The organism is Paraburkholderia bannensis NBRC 103871 (assembly GCF_000685015.1).
GTDB lineage: Bacteria > Pseudomonadota > Gammaproteobacteria > Burkholderiales > Burkholderiaceae > Paraburkholderia > Paraburkholderia bannensis.
Genome location: NZ_BAYA01000006.1, coordinates 350,939 through 371,234 on the forward strand (window position 1 = coordinate 350,939; position 20,296 = coordinate 371,234).

Here is a 20,296-nt window from a genome sequence, read left to right on the forward strand (position 1 = left end):
TTCGTGCAGATGTGAAAAAAGCGCGTGACCTCTTTGAGGCACGCGCTTTTTGTTGGGCTCGACTGCCGGTGGCGACGTCGGGCGTTAGATCAGCCTGGCCGCTACGGCTCCGCGCAACGCATTGGTCAGCATGAGCGCCTGGGCTTCGAGCACATCGGCACGCGTGAGCACGCGCTCCTGCGCGCCGAGCGCCTCGTCGTCGAGCAGCACGCCGCGCATCACGCCCGGCAGCACGCCCGAAGCGAGCGGCGGCGTGAACCACTGCCCGTCGAGCTTCACGAACACATTCGAGCGCCCGCCTTCGGTCAGCTCGCCGCGTTCGTTGAAAAACAGCATGTCGAAGGCGCCCTGTGTTTCGGCCTCTCGCCATGCGCGGTCGAATTCGGCGCGGCGCGTGGACTTGCGCAGCAGCAGCGCATCGGCGGACGCGACCGGCGCGAAGCCGTGATCCGGCGCGAGCAGCACGCCAACCGTGTCGTGCGCCAGTGGCGCGAGCGGCGCGGACGTCAGCGTGATTTCGCCGCTCTTGGCGAGCGCGACGCGCATGCGATGCGGCGCGTGCTCATCCGGCCATTCGCCGCACGCCTGCGCCAGCCGCGCGCGCAAGGCTTCGACATCGCACGCAAAGCCGAACCACGCCGCGCTCGATGCGAGCCGCACGAGATGGCGTTCGAGGTGGCGCACGCCCTCGGCGCGCGTCGCGTACATCGTCTCGAACAGTTCGATGCCGGGATCGGCCCCGGTCAGGAAACGGGCTTTCAAACGCATCTCCTCGTATTCGTCGGCGGCCACGCTGTCGAGCACGATGCCCGCGCCCACGCCCATCTCGCCGCGACGCATCTCGCTTCCGCCGGCATCGGCGGCTTCGAGCGTCAACGTGCGGATCACGACCGACAGGCAAAAATCGCCGCAAGCCTCGCCTTCACGCGCCGCGTCGAGCCAGCCGATCGTGCCCGTGTACAGGCCGCGCGGCCCATGCTCCAGCGCGTCGATCAGCTCCATCGTGCGGTGCTTGGGCGCGCCCGTAATCGAGCCGCAGGGAAACAGCGCACGCATTGCGTCGGCGAAGGTCGTGCCGTCGCGCAGCTTCGCTTCGACCGTCGACGTCATCTGCCAAACCGATGCGTAAGGCTCGACGCTGAACAACGCCGGCACGCGCACCGAGCCCGTCTGCGCCACGCGGGAAATGTCGTTGCGCAGCAGGTCGACGATCATCACGTTTTCGGCGCGATTCTTGGGATCGTTGGCGAGAAACTTCGCGGCGGCAGCGTCCTCGGCCGGATCGGCCCAGCGCGCGGCGGTGCCCTTCATCGGTTTCGCGCGCAACGTTTCGCCGCGCTTCTCGACGAACAGTTCCGGCGAGCACGACAGCACCCAGCGGTCGCCCGGCAGCGCGATGAGCGCGCCAAAGCGCACGCGCTGACGCTCGCGCAAACGCCGATAAAGCGCGACGGGCGAGCCGAACGCCTCGAAGCCGAGCCGGTACGTATAGTTGATCTGGTACGAGTCGCCGATGCGCAGCGCGTCCTGCACTGAGCCGATATCGCGCTCGAAGCGCTCGCGGTCGACGCCCATCGTCACGCCTGCAATGCCTGCCGGGTGCGGCGTATCGCAGACTGCCCCGTTGCCCTCACGCGCGGCGAGCCACGCGTCGGCTTCGTCGCGCGAGAATGTCTCGCAGCGTTCGAACAATAAAAAACGCAGCGCGGCATGGCCGGGCTGCGTTTCTGAAGATGAAACGGACGACGAGGACGAAGCGACGGCATTCTGCGCACCGAGCACAAGCGCGCGCCCGAAGTCGTAGTCGCCGAGCACGAGGCTATGCAGCCCCGCGTTCTGCGCGGCACGCACCTGCTCGTTCACCGCGTCGAGATCGGCCGGACGCTCGCACGCCAGTTCGCGCACGAAGCCCGTATAAAGCCGGCTCGAACGGCTCGCCGCCGTCGAGTCGCCATCGTCGAGCAGCGCGAACACCGCGCCGCCTGGATTGACTGCCATTGTTTGACTACCTGTACTGCCAGCGATCCGGAGCACGCGGGCCATCCAGCGCGCCCCGAAAACCGCACATCAATCGAAGAAGCTCTTCACGCGGTCGAACCAGCTCTTGCTTTGCGGGCTGTGACGCGAGCCGCCTTCCACGAGCGACTTCTCGAACTGCTGGAGCAGCTCGCGCTGGTGCTCGGTGAGCTTGACCGGCGTTTCCACCTGGACGTGCACGTACAGGTCGCCCGCGATGCTCGAACGCAGACCCTTGATGCCCTTGCCGCGCAGACGGAAGGTCTTGCCCGACTGCGTGCCTTCGGGAACCGGGAAGGTCGCGCGGCCCGCCAGCGTGGGGACTTCGATCTCGCCGCCGAGCGCCGCCGTCGCGAACGGAATCGGCATCTGGCAATGCAGATCGTCGCCGTCACGCTCGAAGACACCGTGCTGCTTGATGTGAATTTCGACGTACAGGTCGCCCGATGGGCCGCCGTTGATACCCGGCTCGCCGTTGCCAGCCGAGCGGATACGCATGCCGTCGTCGATGCCCGCCGGAATCTTCACTTCCAGCGTCTTGGTTTCCTTCACCTTGCCGGCGCCGTGGCACGACGTGCAGGGCTCGGGGATGTAGGAACCGGTGCCGTGGCACTTCGGGCAAGTCTGCTGGATGCTGAAAAAGCCCTGCGACATGCGCACCGAACCCGAACCATGGCAGGTCGGGCAGGTTTCCGGCTTGGTGCCGGGCTTCGCGCCCGAGCCGTGGCAGACTTCGCAGCTGCTCCAGCCCGGCACGCGGATCTGCGTTTCGTAGCCGTGGGCCGCCTGCTCCAGCGTGATTTCCATGCTGTAGCGCAGGTCTGCGCCGCGATACACCTGCGGGCCGCTGCGCTGGCCGCCGCGGCCACCTGCTGCCTGGCCGAAGATATCGCCGAAGATGTCGCCGAAGGCGTCCGCGAAACCGCCGAAGCCCTGCGCACCCGCGCCGCCCATGTTGGGATCGACACCCGCATGGCCGTACTGGTCGTAAGCGCCGCGCTTTTGCGAGTCCGACAGCATTTCATAGGCCTCTTTGACCTCCTTGAAATGCTCTTCCGCATCCTTGTTGTCCGGATTGCGGTCGGGGTGGTACTTCATCGCCAGCTTGCGATACGCCTTCTTGATTTCGTCGTCGCTCGCGTTCTTCGCGACGCCCAGAACCTCGTAGTAATCCCGTTTCGCCATATCGGTTCAACGCCGGGCGCACGCTGCGCGCACGCCGGCTCCTCTTGAATGCTGGATCTCGTGACCCGTTAGCCGCTCTTTTTGAACCCCGCGCACGCGATCTTTACGCGCTTGCGGCCCCTGAAAAAGAACGGCCTCCATAAAACAAATGTGCCCGGAGAGCCGTGAAGGCTCGCCAGGCGCTGCAATGCAGAGCGCATCGTAACCGATGCGGCCGCTGCCGTCCTTGCCGCTTCGGCCGCAACCGTGAGGCCGTGACCGAAGCAGGTGGACACTTAGTCCTTCTTGACTTCCTTGAACTCGGCGTCGACGACGTCGTCGGCGTGGTTCTGCGCGCCTTGCTCGGCACCGGCTGCACCTGCACCAGCCGCACCTGCCGCGCCCGCGGCACCTGCCTGCTGTGCCTGCATGTCGGCGTACATCTTTTCGCCGAGCTTCTGCGAAGCCGTAGACAGCGCCTCGACCTTCGCGTCGATCGTCGCCTTGTCAGCCGACGAATCCTTCAGCGTGTCTTCGAGCTCCTTCAGCGCGGCTTCGATCTTGTCCTTTTCGGACGCGTCGATCTTGTCGCCGTACTCGGCCACGGCCTTCTTCGTGCTGTGCACCAGCGCATCGCCCTGGTTGCGCGCGTCGGCCAGCTCACGCAGACGGTGATCTTCTTCCGCGTTCGCTTCGGCGTCCTTCACCATCTTCTCGATTTCGGCTTCGGACAGACCCGAGTTCGCCTTGATCGTGATGCGGTTTTCCTTGCCGGTCGCCTTGTCCTTCGCGCCGACGTGCAGAATACCGTTCGCGTCGATGTCGAAGCTCACTTCGATCTGCGGCACGCCACGCGGTGCGGGCGGGATGCCTTCGAGGTTGAACTCGCCCAGCAGCTTGTTGCCCGCTGCCATTTCGCGTTCGCCCTGGAACACCTTGATCGTCACGGCCGACTGGCTGTCGTCAGCCGTCGAGTAGACCTGAGCGTGCTTGGTCGGGATCGTGGTGTTCTTGTTGATCATCTTCGTCATCACGCCGCCGAGCGTCTCGATACCGAGCGACAGCGGGGTCACGTCGAGGAGCAGCACGTCCTTGCGGTCGCCCGACAGAACCTGGCCTTGAATCGCGGCGCCAACGGCCACGGCTTCGTCCGGGTTCACGTCACGGCGCGGATCCTTGCCGAAGAACTCCTTGACCTTCTCCTGCACCTTCGGCATACGCGTCTGGCCGCCGACGAGAATCACGTCGTCGATGTCGCCGACCTTCACGCCTGCGTCCTTGATCGCGACGCGGCACGGCTCGATGGTGCGCTCGATCAGGTCTTCGACCAGCGCTTCCAGCTTGGCGCGCGTGATCTTCAGGTTCAAGTGCTTCGGGCCCGATGCGTCTGCCGTGATGTACGGCAGGTTGATTTCGGTCTGCTGGCCCGACGACAGTTCGATCTTGGCCTTTTCAGCCGCTTCCTTCAGGCGTTGCAGCGCGAGCACGTCCTTCGACAGATCGACGCCCTGCTCTTTCTTGAATTCGCCGATGATGTAATCGATGATGCGCTGGTCGAAGTCTTCGCCGCCGAGGAACGTGTCGCCGTTGGTCGAGAGCACTTCGAACTGCATTTCGCCGTCCACGTCTGCGATTTCGATGATCGAGATGTCGAACGTGCCGCCGCCGAGGTCGAACACGGCGATCTTGCGGTCGCCCTTTTCAGCCTTGTCCAGGCCGAAAGCCAGTGCGGCTGCGGTCGGCTCGTTGATGATGCGCTTGACTTCCAGACCGGCGATGCGGCCTGCGTCCTTGGTCGCTTGACGCTGGCTGTCGTTGAAGTACGCGGGAACCGTGATCACGGCTTCCGTGACCGGCTCGCCGAGGTAGTCTTCAGCGGTCTTCTTCATCTTGCGCAGCACTTCTGCCGAAACCTGCGACGGTGCGAGGTTCTGGCCGTGCGCGGCAACCCATGCGTCGCCGTTGTCGTGCTTGACGATCTGGTAAGGCATCAGGTTGATGTCCTTCTGCACTTCCTTTTCGTCGAAGCGGCGGCCGATCAGGCGCTTGACTGCGTACAGCGTGTTACGCGGGTTCGTGACCGACTGGCGCTTGGCCGGTGCGCCGACCAGCACTTCGTTGTCGTCCATGTAGGCGATGATCGACGGCGTCGTACGGGCGCCTTCCGAGTTCTCGATCACCTTGACCTGATTGCCTTCCATCAGCGCCACGCACGAGTTCGTGGTGCCGAGGTCGATACCGATGATTTTGCCCATTTTTCTCAATTCTCCAATTTGATCCGCTGTGGCGGCCGCCGCTCATCCAGTGGCTGGCGTGTCGCCTCAATAAATTCAGAACTGCTGCCCAAATAAGTGCCGAGACGGCGTTTTCAAGAGCTTTGGGCTATGCGTTCGTTAATTTTTTTCAATTTCCTGCATTCGGCGGCGCATTTTCGCGATGTTCGGAGCCATGCGCCACCTTTCGCTTTCGAATGCCTTTCATGAAGGCCGTTTGAAGCGGTATTCGGGCGGCCGGTTACGGCAGTTATCGACCAATCCGGGCAGGTTATTTAGCCTGCCCGCGACGGCCGAAATTTCCGGCTGCGTGCTACGCGTGCTTACTTCGGCTGGGAAACCGTCACCAGCGCCGGGCGCAGCACACGCTCGGCGATCACATAGCCCTTTTGCAGCACGGTCACGACCGTGTTGGCGTCCTGCTCGGACGGCACCATCGAGATGGCCTGGTGGCGATGCGGGTCGAACTTCTCGCCGACCGGGTTGATCGCGACAACCTTGCCCTTCTCCAGCGCGCCGGAGAGTTGCTTGAGCGTGAGCTCGACGCCTTCGTTGACCTTGGCCAGGTCGTCCGAGCCGTGCGCGAGCGCGGCCTCCAGGCTGTCGACCACGGGCAGCAGGTGTTCTGCGAAGCTTTCGATCGCGAACTTGTGCGCCTTGGTGACGTCTTCCTGCGCGCGGCGGCGGACGTTTTCCGTCTCGGCCTTGGCGCGGATGAACGCGTCCTGCAGCTCGGCGATCTTCGCCTGGGCTTCGGCCAGCGCGGCGTCCGCGCCTTCCGGTGCCGGCGCGCCGGCTTCGTTTGCCTGCTGCTGGGCGGCGGCAGCGGCTTGCGACGCCTCGTCCGCGGGCGTGGGGTTCTGGCTCGTCGGGTTCTCTTGCGTGTTTTCCATGTCGCTGAACGTCGTTGAATAGTAAAAAGGGACGAAGCGCGGATCGTCCGATCCTGCTGTGCGCGGCGTGTTGCAGCAGCGCGACAGATGCTTCGTACATTGCGACAGCACATGGGTGCCGGCTCGCTTGTTTCAAGGGCTTCGGGGGGCTTTTTTAGACAAACGTCAAAGTGCCGAAACCGCCGGTTACAACCATTACTGCACCGCGCAAAAAATCGAATTGAGTGCGTCGCGCGGCTGACCTACACTCAGGAACAGGTGCTGCTCACGGGGTGTTTACCCGAAGCTTTCAGCACCCCACCGAACCGGCCCGCACGCACCACAACGGGTCATATGACTGGCCGTTTTGCTGCGATCCCCTGGGGAGTACCGTGAAACTGACCTTTGCCATCTCGGTGGTCGCTCTGGTACTCATCGCCGGAACCACCACCATCTGCATGTCGGGCGCCGTGAACGACAACACCACGGAATATGGGAGCGCTCACGCCACGATGGAAGCGCTCTTCAATCCTCACGCGAAAGTTTGTCGATAGTGCGCCGGTCGCGCTTGGTCGGCCTGCCGTGCAACGCGGAGGCCGGCTCGCGAAAGAGCCTGCGCCGCTCCTGTTCCGCCACGCGTGCCACGCGGCTTGCCTCGGTTTCCGCATAAAGCGACTGCGCGATGCTCGCGGGGCCGCGCACTTCGCAGATTCCCAGCACGTCGATTTCCCAGCGCACGTGATCGATTTCGACTTCGACGCGATCGCCCACGCGCACGTCCTTCGACGCCTTGACCGCCTCGCCGCCAATGCGCACGTGGCCTTTGCCGACCGCATCGGTTGCAAGCGAGCGCGTCTTGAAAAAGCGCGCCGCCCAGAGCCATTTGTCGATGCGCAGGCGCGCGCCGGGTTCGGTCGAAATCTTGTAGTTCATTCGTGACTTCCTGCTGACATTCCTTCTGCGGCAATCCCGTGCAGCGGCGCCCTGTCAGGCCGCGGCGCCCGCGTGTGCAGGCGCCTGCACCGGCCAGCCTTGCAGGTTCTGCGCAACGATCTCTCCCAGCGCCGAAATCCACGCCGGCGAGTTGTTCAAGCACGGAATACGGTGGAACTCCTTGCCGCCGCCGTGCAGGAATTCGTCGCGCACTTCCATGCCGATTTCCTCGATGGTTTCCAGACAATCGGCCGTGAAACCGGGGCAGAACACGTCGGCGCGGCGCACCCCACCCTGCCCGAGCTCCTTGAGCGTGGGCGCGGTGTACGGCTGCAACCACTGCGCGCGGCCAAAGCGCGACTGGAACGTCACCCTGCACTCGACCGTCGAGAGACCCAGCGCGTGCATGAGCAGCGAAGCGGTCTGCTGGCATTGATCGTGGTACGGGTCGCCGAGATCGAGCGTGCGGCTCGGCACGCCGTGGAAGCTCAGCACGAGACGGTCGCCCGATGCGAAATCAGGACGGCCATGGGCCTGCCAGTACTGCTGCACCTGGGCCGCCAGCGCGCCGATATAGGCCGGATGATCGTGGTAGCCACGCACCGTGCGGATTTCGGGCTGATTGCGCATTCGCCGCAATGCAGCAAACGCGGCATCGAACGCGGTGGCGGTCGTCGAGGCCGAGTACTGCGGGTACATCGGCATGAGCAGGATGCGCTCCGCGCCCGCCAGCTTGAGCTGATTGAGGATCGCGGGGATGTCGGGGGTGCCGTAGCGCATCGCGTAATCGACGAGCACGGTGTAATCGTTGATTTGCAGCAGATGGCGCAGGCCGTCGGTCTGCTTCTGCGTATGGACGCGCAGCGGCGAGCCCTCGGGCGTCCAGACTGCCGCGTACTTCTTCGCCGATGAACGGCCGCGCAGCGGCAGGATCAGCGCGCGCAGGATCACCTGCCAGATGGGCGCAGGAATCTCGACCACGCGCGGGTCGGACAGAAACTGCGCGAGATAGCGGCGCACGGCGCGCGGCGTGGGCGCGTCGGGGGTGCCGAGATTGATGAGCAGCACCGCGACACGATGCGCGACAGCGGACTGCAAGGGCCGCTCGAGGTCGAAACGCATAGGCGATCAGGGGCGCCACGCGCGGGGCGCGGCAACGGTTGCACAAGTGCGCATTATAGCGGGCGGGCCAGGCGTCGCCTGCCCCGGCTCGCGCGCGTCCGCGTTGGCCATTTGGCTAATGGCGCGGGACAGCGCTTCGGGCGATGATGCGTGCAGACGGGTTGAGACAGGCACTCAGTTCTGGCTGAGCGTGAGCGACAGCAGGCGCGCGGTGATATCGACGATCGGAATGACGCGGTTGTAGGCCATGCGCGTGGGGCCGATCACGCCCAGCGTGCCAACAATCTTGCCGTTGACTTCATACGGCGCGGTCACCACGCTCATTTCCTCGATCGGCACGAGCTGCGACTCGCCGCCAATGAAGATCTGCACGCCCTGGGCATGGCTCGACACGTCCAGCAGTTGCAGCAGGCTGGTTTTCTGGTCGAACACGTCGAAAAGCTTGCGCAGGCGCGCCATGTCCGACGAAAGATCGGCCACTTCGAGCAGGTTGCGCTCGCCCGAAATCAGCACGGTCTCGCCGGTATCGGATTCCTCGGTGCTCGCGGTCACGGCCGCGTGCATGAGCGTCGTCATGTCGCCGCGCAGGGCGTCGATTTCCTCGCGCAGGCGGCGGCGCACCTCGTCGAAGGAGAGGCCCGCGAAATGCGCGTTGATGTAATTGGACGCTTCGATCAGCTCTGAAGGCGTGAAGTCGCGCTGGGTCGCCATGATGCGATTCTGCACGTCGCCTTCGGGCGTCACGATGATGAGCAGGATGCGCTTGTCCGACAGGCGCATGAACTCGATCTGCTTGAATACGTGGCTGCGGCGCGGCGTCAGCACCACGCCCGCGAACTGCGAAAGGTTGGACAGCACGCTGGCCGCCGCTGCGACAACCTTCTGCGGCTCGCCTGGACGCAGCGTCGTCTTGACCGCGCGCGTGAGGGCGTCCTCGTCGGCGGTGGGCTCGACGGTGAGCATGGTGTCGACGAACAGACGATAGCCGCGCGGCGTGGGCACGCGCCCCGCCGAGGTGTGCGGGCTGGAGACGAGCCCCAGCTCCTCCAGGTCGGACATCACGTTGCGGATCGTCGCCGGGCTCAGTTCGAGCCCGGAGTAACGCGACAGCGTGCGCGAGCCGACCGGCTGACCTTCGGCGATGTAGCGCTCGATCAGCGTTTTGAGGAGGGTTTGTGCGCGGGGATCTAGCATGACTGAAAATTCTAGCCTAATGCCGGGTTGGCGGCGAGTACGCGCGCGGGCGCAGGCGTGCCGCGCGGTCATCTACAGGTCACGCAGATGTCAACGCCGTGTCACCGCCGTCTGCGTCCGGGCGGCCTGGCCCGCGCCCATTGGGCATGAGCGCGGTTGTGTGGTTCTTTTCGTGCACTGACTATGGTGTAATGCGGGCATGCAGATCCAGAAGATCCAGAGCCAGTTCAAAACGGTTGCGCTCGTTGGGCGCAGCAATACGCAAGGCATTGGCGAGCCGCTGACGGCGCTCGCCCAGACCATCTCCCAGCGCGGCTTCGACGTCGTATTCGAAGCGCAGACCGCCCAGGAGATTGGCTCAAGCGGCTATCCCACGCTGCAGATCGCCGAAATCGGCGCGCGCGCGGACGTGGCCGTCGTGTTGGGCGGCGACGGCACGATGCTCGGCATCGGCCGCCAGCTCGCGCCTTATCGCACGCCGCTCATCGGCATCAACCACGGCCGCCTGGGCTTCATCACCGACATCCCGTTCTCCGATATGCAGGAGATCGTGCCGCAACTGCTCGCAGGCAGCTTCGAGCGCGAGGAGCGCTCACTGCTCGAATCGCGCATCATGCGCGACGGCGACCCGATCTACCACGCGCTCGCGTTCAACGACGTGGTCGTGAACCGCAGCGGCTTTTCGGGCATGGCGGAACTGCGCGTGCATGTGGACGGCCGTTTCATGTACAACCAGCGCTCGGACGGCCTGATCGTCGCGACGCCTACCGGCTCGACCGCCTATGCGCTGTCGTCGCAGGGGCCGATCCTGCATCCCCAGCTGCAAGGCATCGTGCTCGTGCCGATCGCGCCGCACGCCCTGTCGAACCGCCCGATCGTGCTGCCCGACGACTGCAAGGTGAGCATCCAGATCGTCGCGGGCCGCGACGTCAACGTGAACTTCGACATGCAGTCGTTCACGGCAGTCGAACTCAACGACGTGATCGAAGTGCGCCGCTCGCGCCATACCGTGCCGTTCCTGCATCCGGTCGGCTACAGCTACTACCGGACGCTGCGCCAGAAGCTGCACTGGAACGAGCCGCCCGCACTGCAGAACCTGCCGAGCGAACCGCAGGACTGATGCACTGAAGTTGTCGCGCCGCGCGCGTTTTTCCCGCAGCCGCGACAACCCGCACAAGCTACGAACCATCGACCCGGCGCCATCGCCAACCGCCAGATTCAAGACGCCATGCTCCGTCATCTCTCGATTCGCGACTTCGTGATCGTCGCCGCGCTCGACCTCGAATTCGACAGCGGCTTCACCGTGTTTTCCGGTGAGACCGGCGCGGGCAAGTCGATCCTCATCGACGCCCTCGCGCTCACACTGGGCGCGCGCGCCGACGCGGGCGTGGTGCGCGCGGGCGAGAGCCGCGCCGACATCACCGCCGAATTCGATGCGCCGCCGCACGTCGCGGCCTGGCTCGAAGAGCAGGCGCTCGCCAACAGCGATGCCGAAAACGGCGTGATCCTGCGCCGCGTGGTCGACAGTGGCGGGCGCTCGCGCGCCTTCATCAACGGCACGCCCGCGACGCTCGCGCAGCTGCGCGACATCGGCGAGCGGCTCGTCGACATTCACGGCCAGCATGCCCATCAACTGCTGATGCGCCCGGACGCCCAGCGCGAACTGTTCGACACGCATGCGGGCCTGCTGGAACTGGCCTCGCGCGTCACGCGCGCCTGGCGCGACGCCCGCGATGCGCGCTTCGCCGTGCAGACCGCGCAAGCACGCGAGCGCGAACAGCAACTTGAACGCGAGCGGCTCGCCTGGCAACTCGCCGAACTGGACAAGCTCGCACCGCAGCCCGGCGAATGGGAAGACGTGAGCGCGGAGCACACGCGCCTGTCGAATTCCGCGAACCTGATCGAAGGTGTGCAAGGCGCGCTCGTCGCGCTGTCCGAATCCGACGACGCGATGATTTCGAGTCTGAACTCCATCGTCTCGAAGCTGCGCGACCTGGCCGAAGTCGATGGCGCGCTAGGCGACGCGCTCGCCGCGCTCGAACCGGCGACGATCCAGCTTCAGGAAGCGGCCTACTCGCTGTCGCATTACGCGCAGCGGCTCGAACTCGACCCGAACCGGCTCGCGCAGGTCGAACGGCGCATGGACGCACTGCATTCGGCGTCGCGCAAATTCCGCCTGCAACCGGAAGCGCTGCCCACCGAGCACGCATCGCGCCGCCAGCAACTGGCGCTGCTCGACGCCGCGTCCGATCTCGACGCGCTGCGCGCCGCCGCCGACAAGGCGCACGAAGCGTATATGGTCGAAGCGCGCCAGCTTTCGGTCGCGCGCGCGGGCGCCGCGCAGGCGCTGGGCGCGGCGGTCACGCAGGGCATGCAGGAACTTTCGATGGCGGGCGGCAGTTTCGAAGTCGCGCTGGTGCCGCTCGGCGGCAATAGCGGCAACGGCGAGCCGGTCGGCGGCGCGCACGGTCTGGAGCAGATCGAATTCCGCGTTGCGGGCCACGCGGGCGTGCCGCTGCGTCCGCTCGCGAAGATCGCCTCGGGCGGCGAACTCGCGCGTATCAGTCTTGCGCTCGCGGTGATCGCGAGCGCCGCCAGCCCCACGCCCACGCTGATCTTCGACGAAGTGGACACCGGCATTGGCGGCGGCGTCGCCGAAGTGGTCGGGCGCCTGCTGCATCAGCTCGGGCAAGCGCGCCAGGTGCTGTGCGTCACGCACTTGCCGCAGGTTGCGGCGCGCGGCGACCAGCACTTCCAGGTGGCCAAGGCCGGCGACGGCAACGGCGGCACGGTCTCGGCGGTCACGGCGCTCGACAGGACGAGCCGCGTCGAGGAAGTCGCGCGCATGCTGGGCGGCCTGGAGATCACCGCGACCACGCGGCGACATGCGAAGGAGATGCTGGCGGCTTGATAGCCGGGAGAGTCCAGATGAAACCAGGTCAGATCAAACCGCTCAACGGTCAGGACATCGACGCTGCGAGCGGCAACTTCGGAATCGAGGTACGAGAAGCGGAGCAACGCGAATCATTGCTGAAACTTCTCGCGTTGGGACGTCAGGAAATCGAAGCTGGGCGCGTGATTCCGGCTAGCGACGTCTTCGCGGAACTGGAGCAATTGGACATAAAAAACGGCCTCGCATAGAGGCCGTTTTTGCATTGAGCGAGCGCTCCGGCGTCAGCCCCTCAGCTTTCCCCAAACACCCGCTTCCACAGCGCGAGCACGACCTCGCGCTCGGCCTCCACGCGCGCCGGATCGACCCGCGCCGTCTCCATCCCGTCCAGCCGCAGCTGATGCTGGAGCTTGCGATACAGCCGATACGCCGAACCCACGGCGTCGGCTTCCGCTTCGCTCATCAGCCCGAAGCGCGACACCTCGCGCAGCAGCGCGATATTGCCGGTGTTGCGGATCAGCTCCGGATCCTGCGCGGCGTGCAGCAGCACCCAGTACTGCACCGTGAACTCGATATCGACCATGCCGCCGCGGTCGTGCTTGAGATCGAACAGCGCGGTGCGGTTCGGGTGGCCGTCCTCGACGCGCTGGCGCATCTCGACGATTTCCTGCGCGAGCGGCGCGGCGTCGCGCGGGGTCGTCAGCACCTGCACGCGGATCGCCTCGAATGCATCGCCGATGGCCACGTCGCCCGCCGAAAAGCGCGCGCGCGTGAGCGCCTGGTGCTCCCACACCCACGCCGTATTGGCCGCATCGCCCTCGCGCAACTGGTAGCGGCGGAACGAGTCCAGATCGGTCACGAGCAGCCCCGATTCGCCATTGGGCCGCAGGCGCAGGTCGACGTCGAACAGCGTGCCCGCGCCCGTCGCCGTGGTGAGCCAGGTAATCAGGCGGCGTGCGAACGCCGCGTAGATTTCGGCGGCGCGCTCGTCCTCGTCGTCGTAGAGGAAGATGATGTCGAGATCCGAGGCGTAGCCCAGTTCCTTGCCGCCCAGCTTGCCGTAAGCGATCGCCGCGAAGCGCGGCACCTCGCGATGGCGCTTCGCGAACTGCTTCCAGACCGTTTCGATGGTGACGTCGAGCACTGCATCGGCGAGCTCGGACAGCCGGTCGCTCACGTGCTCCACCGACAGCCGCCCGGCCAGGTCGTTGAGCAGGATGCGGAACACTTCGGCCTGGTGCGCGTGGCGCAGCAAGTCCATCTGCTGCTCGACGTCGGCGGCGGCGGCCAGACGCGCGCGCAACAGGCGCGAGAACTCCGGCCAGTCGAACGGCGAGGAAATCGCTTCGTCGTCGAGCAGTTCGTCGAGCAGCTGGGGGTGGCGGATCAGGTAGCCCGCGGCCCAGCGCGACGCACCCAGCACCTTGAGCACCCGGTTGAGCGCGTCGGGGTATTCGGTGAGCAGCGCGAGGTACGCGCCGCGCCGGATCACGGCTTCGAGCAGGTCGAACATGCGCGCGAGCGTGTCGCCGCGCCGCTCGCGCGGCTCCATCGTGCGCGCGGCTTCGAGCGCACGCTTCGCGACGCTGTCAAAGCGCTCGCGGCTTTTCTCGGGCAGGCCCGTGTAGCGCGACGACTGCCACAGCCCGCGCAGGCGCGCGAGCAACGGCGCCGGGTCGTCGATGCCGAGTTCCGCCAGGCGCGCGAGCAGGTCGCCGTCGGCGCCCTCTTCCGCGAGCGCGCCGCTCCAGACCCAGGCCGCCACGCCATCCTCGGGCGCGCCGCAGCCGCTTTCGCCGCCGACCTTGTCGGAGAAAATCTGGACGAACTGGTGCTCCACCTTCTCGCGGTGCGCTTCGAGCACGGCCATCAGCGCCGCGTAATCGGCGTAACCCATCGACTGCGCGAGCGCCGCGCGCTCGGTTTCATCGACGGGCATCGCGTGCGTCTGCGCATCGTCGCGGTATTGCAGGCGATGTTCGAGCTCGCGCAGGAAGTTGTAGGCGAGCGTGAGGTCGTGGCTGACCTCGGGCGCAATCAGTCCGCGCGCGGCCGCGTAGCCGAGCACGGCAAGCGTCGGGCGCACCCGAAAGCCCGCGTCCTGGCCGCCGCGAATCAGCTGGAACACCTGGGCGCTGAACTCGATTTCGCGGATCCCGCCGCGTCCGAGCTTGATGTCGTCGGCCTTGTCGGGGCGCATCATGGCGCGGCGCTGCGCCTCCTGGCGAATCTGCACATGCAGCGAGCGGATCGCGCTGATCACGCCGAAATCCAGGTAACGCCGATAGACGAACGGCTTCACCAGCGCGTCGAGCTGTGTGGCGAGCCGCTGGGCGCTGTCGCTTTCGCGCTCCGAAACCAGCCGCCCCTTGATCCACGCGTAGCGCTCCCACTCGCGGCCCTGCACGTAGAAATACTCTTCTAGCATGCCGAGGCTGCACACGAGCGGCCCCGAATCGCCGTTCGGGCGCAGGCGCATGTCGACGCGAAACACGAAGCCGTCCGCCGTCACGTCCGACAGCGCGCCGATCAGCCGCTTGCCCACGCGCGTGAAGTAATCCTGGGTGGCGATGGGCGAGCGCTGGGCGCCGGTGGTTTCGCCGTCGTCCTCGTAGACGAAGATCAGGTCGATGTCCGACGAGACGTTGAGCTCGCGCCCGCCGAGCTTGCCCATGCCGACCACGCCGAGCGTCAGGCGCTCGCCGTTGGGGCCGCGCGGCTCGCCGAACAGCGCTTCCAGGTCAGCGCTGACGACCTCCAGCGCGCGCTGGATCGTCACTTCGGCCAGATCGGTCATGGTGCCCGTGACTTCGCCGACATCGGCGCTACGGGCCAGGTCGCGCTCCATCACCGCGCAGATCACTTCGGCGCGCAGTTGACGCAGCGCTTTCTTCAGTTGCTCGTCGGTGAGCGCGGGGGCCGTGGAAGCGTCGCGCGCGTCAGGATTGCTGCTTGCTTGCACACACAAGGCGTCGAGCCGCGCGACGATGCGCTCGCGCGTGATCGGCGCGACGGCAAGCGACGCGACCTCGTTGGCCAACTCGGGACGGGCGGCGTAGACGCGCGCCGCATAGCGCGAATAACTGGAACTCAGGAGAGGAATGTCAGTCATGAAGGCTCTAGCCAGGCGGGAAAATCGGTGAACCGCGCGGGGAATGGAAGGCAAGAAATTTCGGCAGGCCTGTCGATGACGGCTATAGCGGCCATCGCGCGCCGAACGCGCTTGATCGTCATGCCGACGTGCAATTTTTTCGTGTGTGCGGCGGCCTGCAAAGCCTCGCCGGCAGCCATCCCGGCTTCCCCGGATGGCCGGCCCCACGGCCCCGTGTGATACATTTCGACGTCAGAACGCAACGCTACCATACCCCACCCGCCGCAGCATGTCCGAGCGCAACGAACCCGCCGGCCCGCCTCATACCGGACATGCCAGCCGGGAAAGCGCAGACGCGGGCCCGCAACATCATCATCCGGTACTGCGCCACACGCTGCGCGTACTGGCGTGCATCGCGCTCGTCTTCTACTTCATCGTCGCCGTGCTGCTGCTCGGGCTACGCTATGTCGTGCTGCCCCACGTGGACGATTTCCGTCCGCGCATCGAAAAGCTCGTCTCCGACAAGATTCACGCCGATTTCCGCATCGGCAAGCTCTCGCCGCACTGGTCGGGCTTTCAGCCCGGCATCGACGTCGCCAACCTGACGATCCGCGACCGCCACGGCAATCTCGCGCTGAACGTCCCGCACGCGACGGCCTCGGTCGCCTGGCGCTCGGCGGTGATGCTGGAGCCGCTGCTGTCGAGCGTGATCGTCGAGAACCCGGACGTGTCGATCGCGCGCGAGGACGACGGCACCCTGACCGTCGCCGGCGTGCCGGTGCCGACCGCCCACACCGGCAACGCCACCTTCACGACCTGGCTGATGCGCCAGCAGGCCATCGTGCTGCGCGGCGGCACGCTGCGCTGGCGCGACGCCACACGCGACGTGCCCGAATTGCGCCTGTCGAACATCCGCCTGGCGATCCTCAACGACGGCTACGACCATCACCTCGCCTTGCAGGCGCCCGCCGAGGGCACCGTGCTGCACGGGCCGCTCGACTTCCGCGCGCAGTTCAAGCACACGCGCTTTGCGCCCGCGGGCAAGCCGAACACCTGGAGCGGCAGCGCCTATATCTCGACCGGGCCCGTCGACCTTCCGACGCTCGCCCAGTACGTTCCGCTGCCGATCACGACTTATGCAGGCCGCATCGATAACGCCATCTGGGCGAACTTCGAGAACGGCCGCATTGTGTCCGCCGACGGCGTACTCAGCGGCAACGACGTCGCGCTGCGCGTGAAGCCGACCCAGCCGCGCCTCGATCTGCCGATTGCAAACTTCAACTGGCGCATGGGTCTCGCACCCGGCGACTACACGCTGCAACTGCGCGACCTGCGCGCGGAACTGGGCCAGCCGCCGCTCGACGACGGCACGCCGCTCACGCGCTCGCTCACCTTCGATCACCTCGACGCGCACTTCCGCCAGCAGACGCTGCAAAGCGGCCAGCTCTTTTCGGTGAGCGGCGACCGCATCGACCTGGGCATCCTCGCTGAATTCATGCGCGCCGTGCCCCTGCCGGGCCGCGTGCAGACTGCCCTCGTGCGCTTCAATCCGCGCGGCCTCGTCGCCAACTACGATCTGGCGATGGAGCGCGCCAAACCCGAATCGGGCGAAGCCGCCGCCGAGCAACGCAGCACCAGCGCCGAGCCGCTGCTGCACTACCGCTTCAACGGCGACCTGCAAGGCTTCAGCGTCGCGGCCCAGGAGCCGGGCCCGGGCCTCACGCCGCGCAACCACCCGCGCGCGGGCCTGCCGGGCGTCGAAAACCTCTCGGGGCGCATTGACGCCGACGAATCGCAAGGCGCAATCAAGTTCGACAGCGCCGACGCCGCCATCACGCTGCCCGGCGTGTTCGACGATCCGCGCCTGCGTTTCGACCGCCTGTGGGGCGCGGCCAGATGGACGGTGGCGGCGCAGCGCCAGCCCGGCGACAAGCTCAAGGCCTTCGACGTCAACGTGACGGAGCTGGGCGTGCAGAACGCCGACGCCCGCGCGAAGATGACCGCGCACTACCGCAACCCCGGCCACGGACGCGGCGCGCTCGACCTCGTGGCGCATTTCGACCAGGCGCAGGTCAAGGCGATCCCGCGCTACCTGCCCACCAGCATCAGCGAGAAGACCCGCACCTACCTGGGCCACGGCCTGCAAGCGGGCATCTCGAAGGGCGCGACCATCGAGATTCACGGCGACCTCGCCCTCTTCCCCTACTCGCGCGACCCGGGCGCCGGGCAGTTCCGCATCGTCGCGCCGTTCGCGAACGGGCGCTTCGACCCGTCGCCGTTCCCGCCGAAGAAAATGCGCAACGGCGCGCCCAATGTCTGGCCGGCGTTCGACGGCATCGACGGCACCTTCAAGCTCGCGGAAAACAAGCTGCGTTTCGACGTCACGCGCGGCCACTACCGCCGCTTCGTGCTGAACGACGTGAGCGGGCGCATCGACGAGCTGGGCGTGAAGGGCTCCGATCTCGTGATCGAAGGCGCAGGGCGCGGGCCGCTCGCCGACCTGCTCGATTACGCCGATAACAGCTCGCTGGGCGCGATGTCGAAACACGCGGCGCAGAAGATCGAGGCGCAAGGGCCGGCCACGCTCGCGCTCAAGCTCACGATCCCGCGCAAGCCCATGCCGAAGGTGGCGGTGGCGGGCGCGATCGGCTTCGAGAACAACACGCTCGCCGCGCACAACGTGCCGCCGCTGTCGAACCTCAACGGCCGGGTGCGCTTCACGAACCGCAGCGCCCAGGTCGAGCACCTGACGGGTCGCTTCCTCGGCGGCGACCTGCGCGCGAGCGGCGGCATGCGCGAGGACGGACGCTACGACGTCAACGTGGCGGGCGACGTGGCCGTGGATGCGGCGCGCGGCCTGAACCTGCACGGCACGGCGGCGGCGGTGCTCGGCCGCTTCTCGGGCGCGGCGCCCTATTCGCTGTCGGTGACGGGCGCGCGCGGCCACCTGCCCGACGTGAAGGCCAGCTCCGATCTCACCGATCTTGCGATCGACCTGCCCGCGCCGTTCGGCAAGACGGCAGGCACGCCGATGCCGCTGCGGTTCGCCTTGCAGCCCGGCCCCGGCGACGATCCGGCTTCGGCGATGCTGGCCGCCAGCGACGCCGCCGCGTTCCAGCACGCCGAACTCACGCTCGGGCCGCTAGCCGCGCGGTATGTGCTGCGCCGCAATCCGGGTCATGTGCCTGAAGTCGTGCGCGGCGCGATCGGCATGAACAAGCCCGCCGATCTGCCCTCCGACGGCGTGACCGCAGCGGTCGACCTGCCGTCGTTCGATGCCGATGCGTGGCGGCGCGTGGTGCAGGAGCTTCGCGGCACGGCCGCGGCCAATCCCGCTGTTCCTGCCGCTGCGGCTAGCGCACCCGCGGCTTCGGCGACTGCCGCGGCAACTGCTGCCGCCAGCGCGCCGCAAGCGGCTTCGTCGCCGCTCGCCCCTGGCGGCGCGTTCGCGTCCTACGTGCCGTCGCGCTTCGCGGTTCACGTCGGCACGCTCACGCTGCTCAAGCGCCACTGGGAAAACGTGATCGTCGGTGCTTCGCGTGACGCCAACCAGTGGCAGGCCAATGTCGCCTCGAACCAGGTCTCCGGCCACGTCTCGTGGAAGCCGGGCGCGGTGCCAGGCTCGCCCGGCACGCTCGAAGCGCGGCTCGCGCGCCTCATCGTGCCCGCCGCCACCGAGAACGACCTGCTCGGCCAGGCCGTCTCGCAGCCCGCGCAGAACATGCCGTCGATCGACCTGATCGTGAACCAGTTGATCGTGCGCGGACGCGATTTCGGCCGCCTGCAGATCAATGCGCACAACTTCGAAGAGAACGGCGTGCCGGTCTGGCAACTCGACACGCTCGACATCGTCAATCCGGGCGGTCACTTCACCGCGACCGAGAACTGGCGCGCCATCGGCGACGAAACCGCGCCCGCCGACACCGCCGGCGGCCTTGCGCAGACGCCGCGCCGCACCGCGCTCGACTTCCATCTGGACATCGTAGATGCGGGCGACCTGCTCGAACGCGCGGGCGTCGAGCATGCGATCAAGGGCGGCAAGGGCACCTTGAGCGGCAACCTGGAATGGCGCGGCGGCCCGAACAAGGTCGATTTCCCGACGCTCAACGGCAGCCTCGCACTCGATCTGCACCACGGCGAAATCCTCAAGATCCACCAGGGCGTGGCGACGCTGCTCGGTGTGTTGAGCCTGCAAAGCCTCGCGCGTTACGCGAGCATGGATTTCCGCGACGTGATCGGCGAAGGCCTGCCGTTCACGAGCGTCACCGGCAACGCGCAGATCCAGAACGGCATCGGCCGCACCAACGACTTCAAGCTGGTGACCGCGCCGGGCCGCGCGCAGATGGCAGGCAGCGTCGACCTCGCGCAGAAAACCCAGGACCTGCGCGTGCACGTCGTGCCGACGGTCAGCGCGGGCGCGGGCGTGGTGGTGGCGGCGATCATCAATCCGCTGCTGGGTCTGGGCGCGCTGATCGGCGACGTGGCGCTCTCCCACACGGTCGAGACGGCGTTCGCGCGCGACTACGCGATCACCGGTTCGTGGGCCAAACCGCACGTCGAGCGACTGCATGGCGATCAGGGTAAGATGGACGCGCAGGTTCCGGCGGCGGCGCATTGAGTTCCAGATCGTCTGTTAATGCAGTTGATCGTCGTCAACGGGCATGCGTGATGCGGCTTCATGAGGCGAATCGCGCAGCGCCCTGCTCTGCCGCTCCGGGCCCCATCTTCAGTCCAATCAAGA

At 66.5% G+C, this 20,296-nt stretch carries 12 protein-coding genes; 4 read left to right on the plus strand and 8 right to left on the minus strand.

Translation table 11 applies throughout. The annotated features are described in order from the left end of the window. Positions 1-84 precede the first annotated feature (84 nt). From pabB to hrcA, 7 genes are all read right to left on the minus strand, one after another. Positions 85-1,998, minus strand: coding sequence for an aminodeoxychorismate synthase component I (gene pabB, locus BBA01S_RS12850; RefSeq protein ID WP_027816802.1), 1,914 nt, complete (start codon positions 1,996-1,998; stop codon positions 85-87). 69 nt (positions 1,999-2,067) lie between these two features. After that, the gene (dnaJ, locus tag BBA01S_RS12855) at positions 2,068-3,201 is read right to left on the minus strand and encodes a molecular chaperone DnaJ (RefSeq protein ID WP_027816803.1); all 1,134 of its coding nucleotides are present in this window, start codon (positions 3,199-3,201) and stop codon (positions 2,068-2,070) included. Positions 3,202-3,476: 275 nt separating this feature from the next. Then, positions 3,477-5,435, minus strand: coding sequence for a molecular chaperone DnaK (gene dnaK / locus BBA01S_RS12860; RefSeq protein WP_027816804.1), 1,959 nt, complete (start codon positions 5,433-5,435; stop codon positions 3,477-3,479). Positions 5,436-5,776: 341 nt separating this feature from the next. After that, entirely contained in the window at positions 5,777-6,346 is a 570-nt protein-coding gene (gene grpE / locus BBA01S_RS12865; RefSeq protein ID WP_027816805.1) for a nucleotide exchange factor GrpE, read from the minus strand. A 504-nt stretch (positions 6,347-6,850) separates the two neighbouring features. Next, complete coding sequence (locus BBA01S_RS12875; RefSeq protein ID WP_027816806.1) at positions 6,851-7,258, minus strand: RNA-binding S4 domain-containing protein; 408 nt, start codon at positions 7,256-7,258, stop codon at positions 6,851-6,853. Positions 7,259-7,312: 54 nt separating this feature from the next. Continuing rightward, a complete protein-coding gene (hemH, locus tag BBA01S_RS12880; RefSeq protein WP_027816807.1) occupies positions 7,313-8,380 on the minus strand; it encodes a ferrochelatase in 1,068 nt (355 codons plus the stop codon). Between the two features lie 174 nt (positions 8,381-8,554). Beyond that, positions 8,555-9,574 (minus strand): heat-inducible transcriptional repressor HrcA, encoded by a 1,020-nt coding sequence (hrcA, locus tag BBA01S_RS12885; RefSeq protein WP_027816808.1) that lies wholly within the window; start codon positions 9,572-9,574, stop codon positions 8,555-8,557. A gap of 199 nt (positions 9,575-9,773) precedes the next feature. Here hrcA and BBA01S_RS12890 point away from each other — a divergent pair, with 199 nt between their 5' ends. The 3 genes from BBA01S_RS12890 (at position 9,774) to BBA01S_RS41070 (ending at position 12,715) form a co-directional block, all read left to right on the plus strand. Next, the gene (locus tag BBA01S_RS12890; RefSeq protein WP_027816809.1) at positions 9,774-10,694 is read left to right on the plus strand and encodes an NAD kinase; all 921 of its coding nucleotides are present in this window, start codon (positions 9,774-9,776) and stop codon (positions 10,692-10,694) included. 108 nt (positions 10,695-10,802) lie between these two features. Beyond that, positions 10,803-12,485: a DNA repair protein RecN gene (gene recN, locus BBA01S_RS12895; protein WP_027816810.1), complete on the plus strand. Its 1,683-nt coding sequence runs from the start codon at positions 10,803-10,805 to the stop codon at positions 12,483-12,485. Between the two features lie 17 nt (positions 12,486-12,502). After that, entirely contained in the window at positions 12,503-12,715 is a 213-nt protein-coding gene (locus BBA01S_RS41070) for a hypothetical protein (RefSeq protein ID WP_042296929.1), read from the plus strand. 41 nt (positions 12,716-12,756) lie between these two features. On the opposite strand, the gene glnE is transcribed toward BBA01S_RS41070, so the two are convergent. Beyond that, complete coding sequence (gene glnE / locus BBA01S_RS12905; RefSeq protein WP_027816811.1) at positions 12,757-15,576, minus strand: bifunctional [glutamate--ammonia ligase]-adenylyl-L-tyrosine phosphorylase/[glutamate--ammonia-ligase] adenylyltransferase; 2,820 nt, start codon at positions 15,574-15,576, stop codon at positions 12,757-12,759. A 268-nt stretch (positions 15,577-15,844) separates the two neighbouring features. Between glnE and BBA01S_RS12915 the strand changes: the two genes are divergently transcribed. Further along, positions 15,845-20,173, plus strand: a complete 4,329-nt coding sequence (locus tag BBA01S_RS12915) for a YhdP family phospholipid transporter (protein WP_027816813.1) — start codon at positions 15,845-15,847, stop codon at positions 20,171-20,173. Positions 20,174-20,296: the final 123 nt, after the last annotated feature.

What these genes read in the sequence shown, in the direction of transcription:
- pabB (WP_027816802.1), bottom strand. Translation starts at nt 1,998, where the DNA reads ATGGCAGTCAATCCAGGCGGCGCGGTGTTCGCGCTGCTCGACGATGGC.
- BBA01S_RS12915 (WP_027816813.1), top strand. Translation starts at nt 15,845, where the DNA reads ATGTCCGAGCGCAACGAACCCGCCGGCCCGCCTCATACCGGACATGCC.
- dnaJ (WP_027816803.1), bottom strand. Translation starts at nt 3,201, where the DNA reads ATGGCGAAACGGGATTACTACGAGGTTCTGGGCGTCGCGAAGAACGCG.
- BBA01S_RS12890 (WP_027816809.1), top strand. Translation starts at nt 9,774, where the DNA reads ATGCAGATCCAGAAGATCCAGAGCCAGTTCAAAACGGTTGCGCTCGTT.
- hrcA (WP_027816808.1), bottom strand. Translation starts at nt 9,574, where the DNA reads ATGCTAGATCCCCGCGCACAAACCCTCCTCAAAACGCTGATCGAGCGC.
- BBA01S_RS41070 (WP_042296929.1), top strand. Translation starts at nt 12,503, where the DNA reads ATGAAACCAGGTCAGATCAAACCGCTCAACGGTCAGGACATCGACGCT.
- hemH (WP_027816807.1), bottom strand. Translation starts at nt 8,380, where the DNA reads ATGCGTTTCGACCTCGAGCGGCCCTTGCAGTCCGCTGTCGCGCATCGT.
- glnE (WP_027816811.1), bottom strand. Translation starts at nt 15,576, where the DNA reads ATGACTGACATTCCTCTCCTGAGTTCCAGTTATTCGCGCTATGCGGCG.
- recN (WP_027816810.1), top strand. Translation starts at nt 10,803, where the DNA reads ATGCTCCGTCATCTCTCGATTCGCGACTTCGTGATCGTCGCCGCGCTC.
- dnaK (WP_027816804.1), bottom strand. Translation starts at nt 5,435, where the DNA reads ATGGGCAAAATCATCGGTATCGACCTCGGCACCACGAACTCGTGCGTG.
- grpE (WP_027816805.1), bottom strand. Translation starts at nt 6,346, where the DNA reads ATGGAAAACACGCAAGAGAACCCGACGAGCCAGAACCCCACGCCCGCG.
- BBA01S_RS12875 (WP_027816806.1), bottom strand. Translation starts at nt 7,258, where the DNA reads ATGAACTACAAGATTTCGACCGAACCCGGCGCGCGCCTGCGCATCGAC.